3 protein-coding genes are annotated in these 3,707 nt (G+C 66.9%); 2 read left to right on the plus strand and 1 reads right to left on the minus strand.

The genetic code is table 11. The annotated features are described in order from the left end of the window. Nucleotides 1–145 precede the first annotated feature (145 nt). Both V7D28_RS13145 and V7D28_RS13150 read left to right on the plus strand, forming a co-directional pair. The gene (locus V7D28_RS13145; protein WP_333587835.1) at nt 146–1,828 is read left to right on the plus strand and encodes a CHASE domain-containing protein; all 1,683 of its coding nucleotides are present in this window, start codon (nt 146–148) and stop codon (nt 1,826–1,828) included. A 136-nt stretch (nt 1,829–1,964) separates the two neighbouring features. After that, nucleotides 1,965–2,201 (plus strand): DUF2171 domain-containing protein, encoded by a 237-nt coding sequence (locus V7D28_RS13150; RefSeq protein WP_333587836.1) that lies wholly within the window; start codon nt 1,965–1,967, stop codon nt 2,199–2,201. A gap of 114 nt (nt 2,202–2,315) precedes the next feature. On the opposite strand, the gene V7D28_RS13155 is transcribed toward V7D28_RS13150, so the two are convergent. After that, complete coding sequence (locus V7D28_RS13155) at nt 2,316–3,518, minus strand: pyridoxal phosphate-dependent aminotransferase (RefSeq protein ID WP_333587837.1); 1,203 nt, start codon at nt 3,516–3,518, stop codon at nt 2,316–2,318. Nucleotides 3,519–3,707 lie beyond the last annotated feature (189 nt).

Raw genomic sequence — 3,707 nt, forward strand, 5'->3', positions numbered from 1 at the left:
GCCCATGGGAGATTCCGTACATAGTGCGCGATGATCCTGCCGTCGGCGAACGACCCGCGCAAGCGGGCCGCCCGGCGTTCGCGGGCTTCCACGGCAGGGCTTGCCCAACGGAGGACCCCAGCGGTTGTCGCCCCGGATGAACCAGATGCGCGGCCGCTTGCGGGGGCTCAGCGCGACTCCGGTCCTGCCCCTGCTGATCCTCGGCCTCGGCCTCGCCGCATCGGTGGCCGGGGGGTTTCTGCTGGACCGGCTGGGCCAGATGCGTGAGCGTCAGCTGTTCGCGGTGGAGGTCGCCCAGGCCAGCGACGCGATCACCGACCGGCTGGAAACCTATGTCGCCATTCTGCAGGCCGCCGCAGGTCTGTTCGCCGCCAGCGAAGAGGTGACCCTCGAGGAATTCCAGGCGTTCACGCGCCGCGTCCAGATCACCCGCCGCTATCCCGGGATCCAGGGGATCGGCTACGCACAGCGCCTGGCGCCGGAGGAGGGGGGCGTCCCCGCCGTCGTCCTCGTGCCGGGGGGCGGTGGCCAGCGGTCCATTCGACGGGAGGCCGACGCGCCCGCCGATGACGTCTTTCCCATCGTCTTCCTCGAGCCGCAGGATGCGCGCAATCGCGCCGCCCTCGGATTCGACATGTTCTCCAACCCTGTGCGGCGGGAGGCCATGGAGCGGGCGCGGGACACAGGCCTGCCGGCCATGTCGGGCCGGGTCGAACTCGTGCAGGAGATCGATGAGGAAAAGCAGGCGGGCTTCCTGATCTACGAACCCGTCTATGCCGGCGGAGACATCCCGCGGACCACCGGCCTGCGTCGGGACGCCCTGCAGGGCTTCGTCTATGCGCCCTTCCGGGCTGGCGACCTGCTCCGCGCCCTTCTTCCGGCCGAGGGCGAGGTTCTGCTGGAATTCGCCGTCTATGCCGGCGCGCCCAGCGCGGACAATCTGCTGTTCGCCTCCGGCCCCTTGCAGACCGAGGCCAGGCTCAGCGCGGTGGATCAGTTGGAGGCGCCGGGCGGCCGCTGGACGATCCTCTACTGGTCAGGGGAGGGCTTCGCGCCCAGTTCGGCCCGCCAGCTCGCCTGGGTCTTCTTTCTGGGCGGCGTGCTGGCCACGATTCTTGTCGCCGCCGCCACCTGGCGGCAGGGACGGGCGCGTCTGGCCGCCGAGCGCGAGATCGTGGCGCGCATGGCGATCGAGGCGCGGCAGAAGCTGTTGCTGGATGAGCTGAACCACCGGGTGAAGAACACCCTGGCCACCATCCAGTCCATCGCCGCACAGAGTTTCCGCCAGGGCGACCTGGAGGCCGTGCGCCGGAACTTCGAAGAGCGCCTGATCGCCCTGTCTCAGGCCCACAATCTGCTGACCCGGGACGGCTGGCGCGGGGCGAATCTGCGCGAACTGGCCGAGACGGAGCTTCGCCCCTACGTCGGCGGCCAGGACCGCAAGGTGAGTCTGGACGGACCCGAGGTCTGGCTCTCCCCGAATACGGCTGTGGCGCTCGGCATGGCCCTGCACGAACTCACCACTAATGCGGTGAAGTATGGCGCGCTATCGGTGGAAGGCGGCGAGGTGCGTCTGGGCTGGACGATCCAGCCGAGAGACGGCGAGATCGACCGCGTCGACCTGGTCTGGCGGGAGCTGGGCGGCCCGCCCGTCTCCGCGCCCAAGCGGCGAGGGTTCGGCTCTCGCCTCATCGTGGGCGGACTGGCCCACCAATTGGATGGCGAGGTGCGGCTGGAGTTCGACGCCGCCGGAGTCGTCTGCGAAATCGGCTTCGAGCAGCCTCGCCAACCGGTCACGGAGATGCTGCGGGTGGGCGACGCCGCCTGAGCGCGGCCGCTCCGGTGAACCCGGACCCCGAGGCGGTCGTTAGCCAAGGGCCTGAAGCGCCTCTTCACCGGACGGCGCGGGCCTGTCGGCCGCACGACTGTACGCGTGCGCCAGCGGGGATTTAGGGAGAATTGAGATGATCCAACCCTCGGAAATTCGCGAGCATATGGAAGTGGTGGGCTCCGACGGCGGCCATGTGGGACGCGTGGACCATGTGTTGGGCACAGAGATCGAACTGGCCAAGTTCGATATGGGCGCAGGCCTGAAGCACCACATGATCCCCATCACCTGGGTCGATCGGGTGGAGGATGACAAGGTCTGCCTGAACCTGACCAAGGATGCGGCCAAGTCCTCCTGGCGCGAGAAGCACTGACGGGGTCCTGGAGTCTGAGGCGATCAGACGGAACCGTCTGATCGTTGAATCAGGCTCTAAACTCAAAGACTTGAGCGCACCGACGCCTCTCAGCGGCGTCGGCGCGTCGTCAGGCTATTTCACCGCGGCGCAGAAGCGCTGGATGCGGCTACAGGCGTCTTCCAGCACCGCATTGCTGGTGGCGTAGGAGATGCGGAAGAAGGGCGACAGGCCGAAGGCCTCGCCAAACACCACGGCCACCCCCTCGCTTTCCAGCAGTTCGTTGGCGAAGTCCTGGTCCGAGGCGATCACCTTGCCGCTGGGGGCGGTCTTGCCGATCAGGGCTTCACACGACGGATAGACGTAGAACGCGCCTTCCGGCGTCGGGCAGCGCAGGCCCGGGGCCTGGTTGAGCATGGACACCACCAGGTCGCGGCGTTCCTGGAACAGCCGTGCGTTGGGCTTGATGAAGTCCTGCGTGCCGTTCAGCGCCTCCACCGCCGCCCATTGCGACACCGAGCAGGGGTTGGAGGTGGACTGGCTCATAACCTTGGCCATGAGCTTGATCAGCGCTTCCGGACCCGCCGCATAGCCGATCCGCCAGCCGGTCATGGCATAGGCCTTGGAGACCCCGTTCATCGTCAGGGTGCGCTCGTAGAGCGAAGGTTCGACCTGAGCGATGGTGTAGAAAGCCATGTCGTCGAACAGCAGGTGTTCGTACATGTCGTCGGTCAGGATCCAGACCTGCGGATGGCGCACCAGCACATCGGCCAGGGCCTTGAGTTCCTCGCGCGTATAGGCCGCTCCGGAGGGGTTGGAGGGCGAGTTGAGGATCAGCCAGCGAGTCTTGGGCGTGATCGCGCGTTCCAGGTCCTCCGGCCGCAGCTTGAAGCCGGTCTCGACGCTGGTGGGGGCGAAGACGGGCGTGCCGCCGGCCAGCAGCACCATGTCGGGATAGCTCACCCAATAGGGGGTCGGGATCACCACCTCGTCGCCCGGATTGAGGGTGGCCATCATGGCGTTGAAGATCACCGGCTTGCCGCCCGGGGAAACGTTCACCTGAGACGGCTTGTAGGTCAGGCCGTTCTCCCGCGCGAACTTGGCGCAGATGGCCTCCTTCAGTTCGGGAATGCCGTCGACGGTCGTGTACTTGGTCTTGCCGTCCACAATGGCCTTGATGGCCGCGTCCTTGATGTTCTGCGGCGTGTCAAAGTCCGGTTCGCCGGCGCCGAGGCTGATGATGTCGCGGCCCTGGGCTTTCAGTTCACGCGCCTTCTGGTCGGTCGCCATGGTGGCGGACGGCTTGACGCGGGCGAGCGTGGACGATTGCAGCGACATGGGGCGCGAGCTCCTTTCAAGGAGGTGAGGAAGGCCGCGGGTGTAAACCATGGGTCGGCTCACGAAAACCTCATAGGCGGGCTGGAACGCCGGTTGAGCCTCGCCGTTTGCGCCCAGGACACAGCCCCAGGACCCAGGCGAAGGCGCCCCATGACGAAACATGTTCACCGTCCGCTTCTGATTCCCGTC

Origin of the sequence: Phenylobacterium sp. (assembly GCF_036723115.1) — a bacterium.
Taxonomy (GTDB): Bacteria; Pseudomonadota; Alphaproteobacteria; order Caulobacterales; family Caulobacteraceae; genus Phenylobacterium.